The sequence below is a fragment of the Micromonospora endophytica genome, assembly GCF_003236305.1.
Taxonomy (GTDB): domain Bacteria; phylum Actinomycetota; class Actinomycetes; order Mycobacteriales; family Micromonosporaceae; genus Micromonospora; species Micromonospora endophytica.
Map to the genome: position 1 here is coordinate 1 of NZ_POTX01000304.1, position 5,914 is coordinate 5,914.

The window sequence follows — 5,914 nt, forward strand, 5'->3', positions numbered from 1 at the left end:
GCGCGGTAGGGCTCGGGGATGGGGACGGCGCCGTAGGGCTTGGCGACGGGCCGGTGGGTGAGGAGGTCGGCGTGGGTGACGGGGTGCCGCCGACCCGGTCCGCCACCAGGATGCCCCGGCCGTTGGTGCCGAGGTAGACCCGGCCGTAGACCCTCGGGTCACCGGTGAGCGCGTCACCGGCGTTGCCGTACTGATGCTGGTCGTCGTTGATGCGGACCCAGCTCGCGCCGACGTCGTCCGACCGGTGAACCCCATGTTGGCCACCCACCGTGCCGTACAGGAAGAGCGCCGGGTACGTCTGCCCCGGCGCGGCCCGACCGAAGCCGATGTTGCCGGCAGTGCTGACGCCTGCCGACCTGGTGAAGGTGGTGCCGGCGTCGGTGGAGCGCCACAGCCCGCCCTCGCCGGCCAGCCAGATCTCCCCCTCCCGGCCGGGCAGCGCCTTGAACCGCACCTCCCCGGTGCTGGGCAGGCCGGTCGCGGCGGACGCGGTGAAGCTGGCCCCGCCATCGGTGCTGCGGTAGAACCGGCCGCCGCTGAAGCCGTAGAACCGGTTCGGGTTGACCCGGTCGGACTCGACGATCGCGTTGGCCGGGATGCCTGTCGACGCGGTCCACGAGTTGCCGAAGCCGACCGAGCGCACCACCTGCTGGCCGGCGTCGCCCGGTGCCCAGACGAAGCGGCTGCCGTCGGCAGCGGCGGCGACCGTACCGCCGTTGTTGATCCCGCCGGGTTCGGTGCCCTGGAACCAGTTCGCTCCGCCGTCGGTGGAGAAGGCGACGTGGCTGTCGTTGGGTCGGTCGGCGTCGGTGAAGTTGCCGGCCCGGACCATCACCGACGGGTTGGCCTCGGCGTAGTCGAGGCTGGTGGTGCTGGTGAAGACGGGCTGGGTGAACAACTTCGGCGGTACCGCGTCGAGGTCCGTGTGACGGAAGCCGCCGATGTCGCCGAGCGCGCTGACCAGCGGGGCACCCGAGGGCGGGCTGATCAGATCGAGCACCGCGGTCTCCTCCAGCCCCTTGACCATGGGCCGGATGGTGATCGTGCCGCCGCTGTCCCACCGAGTCAGGTCGGTGCTGCCGTAGATGGTCGCGCCGGTGCCGTACATGAACCGGTTGGAGTCGTGCGGGTCGATCTCGACCGACTCGTTCATCCAGCCCAGCTTCGGCGTCTCCTCCGGGGGCTGCGGGTTGGCGCCGAAGGTCAGCCACGGCACCGAACTGATGTCCAGCTGGTATTTCTTGACCCGCTCCGGGTAGCTGCCCCAGTCCCAGATCCGGCTCCAGGTGGCGCCGCCGTCGGTGCTGCGCCAGAAGATCGCGTCCGGCCACCAGGAGATCTGGGTGGCCACCATCAGGGTGTTCGGCCGCTGCCGGTCGATGGTCAGGCCGCTGTAGCCGAAGGACGCGTCGGAGCTGCTCGACGGGATCGGACTGATCCGCGTCCAGGTGCCGGTGGACCTGGTGAACTTCCAGACGTCACCCTTGCCGCCGTCGTACGGGCCGCCGGTGTCGCTGGTGGCGATGTAGAGGTGACCACCGACGTGATCCACCACGCCCTTGTGCGCGAGATACCCGGTGGGCTGACCGGGGATGCGCTCCCAGGTGCTGCCCCCGTTGGTGCTGCGGTAGACCGGGTTCTGCTTGTCCGCCACGCCCACGTAGATGGTCTGCGTGGTGTTGCCCGCCGTGCCCGTGGACTTGTCGAAACTCACCCAGGTCAGGCCCTGGTTCTGGCTCTGGTAGCCGGTGCTGTCCGAAGGGTCCACGACGTAGTTGCCGACGTTGGGAAAGTTCGTCACCTTCGCCCAGGTCGCGCCGTGGTCGGTGCTGCGCCACAGCCCGTTGCCGCCCTCGGCGGCGTAGTAGACGACGCTGTTGCGGTTCGGGTCGACGGCCAGCCGCTCCCCCATGCCCCGGCCGGGCATGTTGCCGCCGACCTTGAACGGCAACTCGAACGCCTGCCAGGTCTCGCCCTTGTCGGCGGAGCGCAGGATCGCCCCGTTGTTCGGGTCCCAGTCGTTGGTGTACATCCCCACGGCCGCGTACACCCGGTTGGTCTGCACCGGGTCGGTGGCCAGGCTGAGCACGCCGTTCCAGCCCCACCGGTCCGCGCCGACCCAGTCCAGCAGGGGGATCCAGGACTGGCTGCTCTGCTGCCACCGGTACGCGCCGCCGATGTCGGTCCGGGCGTAGATCAGGTTCCGCTCGGTGGGGTTGAAGACGATGCCCGGGACGAAGCCGCCGCCGTCGATCCGGACGTTGCGCCAGGTGTACGCCTCAGCGGCGAGCGACGTGGCGGGTGCCGAGTTGGCGGTGAGCGGCGCCGCCACCACAGCCGTGGCAGCCAGCACGGACACCACCGCGCTGACGAGAGCTCTGCGCATTGTGTTTCCTCTCGGGAGACCCGCCGCCCCGACCTGGGGCTGCGCGGACGACGCGAACGACCGGCGGAGTGTGCCCTGACTCCGCTACCGGTGCGACGGCTCCCGCAACCGAGGAATGGGCTTACCATAGCCCGTTCCCAGCCGCATTGGAAGCGCTCCCATGACCTCGTCCGGCCCGGGTGAGCCGACCTCACCCGGGCCAGCGGCAGGATGGTGGTCGCCGGCGAGGAAGGAGCGAGACGATGGCCGACATCTCGACGATCGACCGCACCGACCAGCAGATCCGATCCGCGGTTCAGGCCGAACTCGACACCGACCCCCGGACCCGACCGCACGAGATCGAGGTGGCCGTCAGCCGGGCGGTGGTGACCCTTACCGGACGGGTGGACAGCTACGCCAAGAGGTGGGCGGCGGAGCAGGCCGCGCACCGGGTCACGCCGGTCCGGGCGGTCGCCAACGACGTGGCCGTGCGGTGGGTGACCGACGCGGACCGGGCCGACCCGGAGATCGCGGCGGCCGTCGACCACGCGTTGCAGTGGCAGGCGTTCGTGCCTGTCGAACAGCTCGACGTCAGCGTCTCGCGGGGTTGGGTGACCCTGCGCGGCGAGGTCGAGTGGGAGTATCAGCGCCGCGCCGCCGCGCAGGCGGTCGGCCAGTTGGCCGGGGTACGCGGGGTGAGCAACGGCATCAGTGTCCGGCCTGCGGTGTGGCCGGCCGGCACCGAGCGGATGGCCTGAACCGCGCCCAGTCAGATGAGGTGCAGGGCGCGGGCCCGGTGGACGGCGTCGCGACGTCGGGTGGCGTCGAGCTTGCGGTAGATGTTGCGGACGTGGGTCTTGACCGTGTTCACCGAGACGGACAACTCCGCCGCGATCTCCACGTTGGACAGGATGCTCTGCAGGTAGCGCAGGATGATCAGCTCCCGTTCGGTCAGCGGCTCGCCCAGCGGCGCCACCGACGAGTTGGCCGGGGTCCGCTCGGCCGGCACCTCGACGGCCCGGACCAGGTCGCTGACCAGCGACCAGTGTGCCGTACCGGCGTCGAGGCGGGCGGTCAGCAGGTCCCGCAACCCCGGCTCGCCGCGGGTGAACGGCCGGCGGTGACCGTCGGGGGCGGCCAGGTCTAGCGCCCGTTCGAGGCTACGACCGGCCCGACGTTCGTCACCGTCGTACGCGGCGAAGAGCGCGTCCAGCAACGCGGCGTCGAGGCGTACCGGCAGGGGCCAGTCCGCCGCCGACGCGGACGCCCACTCCGGCAGCAGACGGGCGGCGGCGCGGGGGTCGCCGGCCCGCCACTCCACCCGGGCCGCCGCGACGGCCAGCACAACGGGCCGGCCCGGTCCGGGCGGGTGGGCCGCGACCAGGTCGCGGGCGGCCTGCGCGTCGCGGTGGGCGCTGTGCATGTCCAGCTCGGCGGCGAGCAGCCACGCCGCCAGTTCGCTGTCGCGCTCCGGGCACTGGGCACGGGCCGCCACCAGCATCCGGTGGGCGGTGCTCAGGTCGCCCTCGTCGTGGCACAGGTACGCGCGGCACCAGGCCGCCACCGCCCCGGCCGCTGGCTCTGCGGCGGCTGGGTTCGGCGTGGCGGCCGGGTTCGGCGTGGCGGCCGGGGCGGTGGCGGCCTCGGCCAACGCCAGGTTCGCCACCGCCTCCGCCGGTTGGTCCCGGTGCAGCGCCACCACGGCCAGCGCCAACTGGGCGTAACCGCAGTCGACCGGCGTCGACCAGACCTGACAGGGCGGCAGGGCCAGGGCCGCGCGGGCCGTCTGCTCGGCCGCCCGCAGGTCACCGCGTACCGCCGCCAGCAGGGCCCACCGACTGGCACAGACCAGCTCGGTCCGCACCCGTCCCGCTTCCCGCGCCGCCGCCAGCGCCGCGGCGAACCCGTCCGCCGCCGCACTCAGGTCGCCGGCGTCCAGCGCCAGCAGGGCCAGCGCGGTGCCGGCCACCGCCCGCACATCGGCGTCATCGTCGGTGCGCGCGACCGCAGCCGCGACCGCCGGTGCAGCGGGCCGGGTGGCGAGCAGGCGGACGGCGGCGGCGCGTACCGCCTCGGGGTCACCGGCCAGCCGGGCCACCACGAGTTCGACCACGGCGACCAGCCGAACGAAGCGGTCCCGGCGTGGTTGCGGCAGGGCAGGCGCGTACGACCCGGCCAGGCGCAGCTGTTCCCCGGCGGTGTCGGCGTCGCCGTCGTGTGCCCGTTGCACGGCGGCGGCCAGCGCGAGTTCCGGGTCGTCCGCCACCGCCTGGGCCGGAGGCAGCGGGGGTGACGTGCCGGAGCGGACGATCCGGTCGTACGGCACGAGTTCCGGCCATCGGCTCACGAACAGGTCAGTGGCCCGCGTCCAGTCAGCACCGGCGAAGGCGTGCCGCAACGCGTCGACCGGCCGGCCGTTGCCGTCGTACCAGCCCGCCGCCCGCAGGTGCAGGTCACGCAGCTCCTCGGCCGGTAGCCGGCCCAGCTCGCGGCGCAGCAGGTCGGCCAGGAGCGGCGGGCACCGGTACCACGCCGGGCGGCCACCGTCGTGACGCAGCAGGCCCGCGTTCTCCGCCAGACCGCTCAGCCGGGTCTGCGCGTCGGTGCCGCCGGTGAGCGCCTCGGCGAGTCCCGCGCACACCACGTCCGCCACCGCCGACCGGCGCAGCAGCTCACGATCCGGCGGCTCCAGGCCGGCCAGTACCTCCTCGCGCAGGTAGCCGGCGATCTCCGGTTGGTCCGCGCCGAGTTCGGCGGCCCAGCGCTCCGGATCCGGCTGCTCCCGCAACGCGAGCACGGCGATCCGCAACGCCGCCGCCCACCCTTCGGTACGTTGCCGTAGCCGCCGTACCCCGCGCGCCGGCACCACCACCCCGTGCGCGGTCAGCAGGTCGGCGATCTCGTCAGCGGTGAAGGCCAGGTCGTCCGGACCGAGTTCGACAAGCTCCCCGGCCAATCGCAGCCGCTGCACCGCCAGCGGCAACCCGGACCGCCCGGCCGCCACCAGGCGCAACCGTCGCTCGGTGTGGCGCATGAGAAACTCCAGGCCGGCCAGGGCCGCCGGATCGGTGATCCGGTGCAGGTCGTCCAGGATCAGCACGGCCGGTCGTTCCCGGGCAGCCAGGGCCGCCGCCAGCACCTCCAACTCGTCCGGTCGCGGCGTCCGGTCGGGCACCGGCGGCGCGGCAGCGGGGTCGCCGCCGGGATCGGTGACCGTACGCAGCGCCGCCGCGACGTACGTCCAGAGCCGGTCGCTGTCGTCGCCGACCTCCACGGACACCCAGGCGGGCGCCGGAGTGTCCGGGGCGGCTTCGACGACGCCACGACGCCACGAGGCGAGCAGTGTCGTCTTGCCCCAGCCGGCCGGCGCACGCAGCAGGGTGACCGGGGCGGCCACCCCGTCGTCCAGCAGCCGGGCCAGCCGAGTTCGCCTAACGATCGGCTCGGGCGGTGCGGCGGGCGTCAGCCGGGACGCCAGCAGGGGTGGCCCGGCCGGCACGATTCGGCTGCTGCTGCGGTCCTCCGACATCCGACCCACCCCCACCGACG

The 5,914-nt window shown here is 73.2% G+C and carries 2 protein-coding genes and 1 pseudogene; 1 reads left to right on the top strand and 2 read right to left on the bottom strand.

The features are described 5' to 3' along the window. The coding region (locus C1I93_RS27470) for a WD40/YVTN/BNR-like repeat-containing protein (RefSeq protein WP_111246180.1) at positions 1-2,386 on the bottom strand (2,386 nt) is incomplete at its 3' end. Between the two features lie 242 nt (positions 2,387-2,628). On the opposite strand from C1I93_RS27470, the pseudogene C1I93_RS27475 reads away from it, so the two are divergent. Then, positions 2,629-3,093 (top strand): annotated as a pseudogene (locus C1I93_RS27475) (BON domain-containing protein); the annotation flags it as partial. 41 nt (positions 3,094-3,134) lie between these two features. Here C1I93_RS27475 and C1I93_RS27480 read toward each other — a convergent pair. After that, positions 3,135-5,909, bottom strand: a complete 2,775-nt coding sequence (locus C1I93_RS27480; RefSeq protein WP_258378359.1) for a helix-turn-helix transcriptional regulator — start codon at positions 5,907-5,909, stop codon at positions 3,135-3,137. Positions 5,910-5,914: the final 5 nt, after the last annotated feature.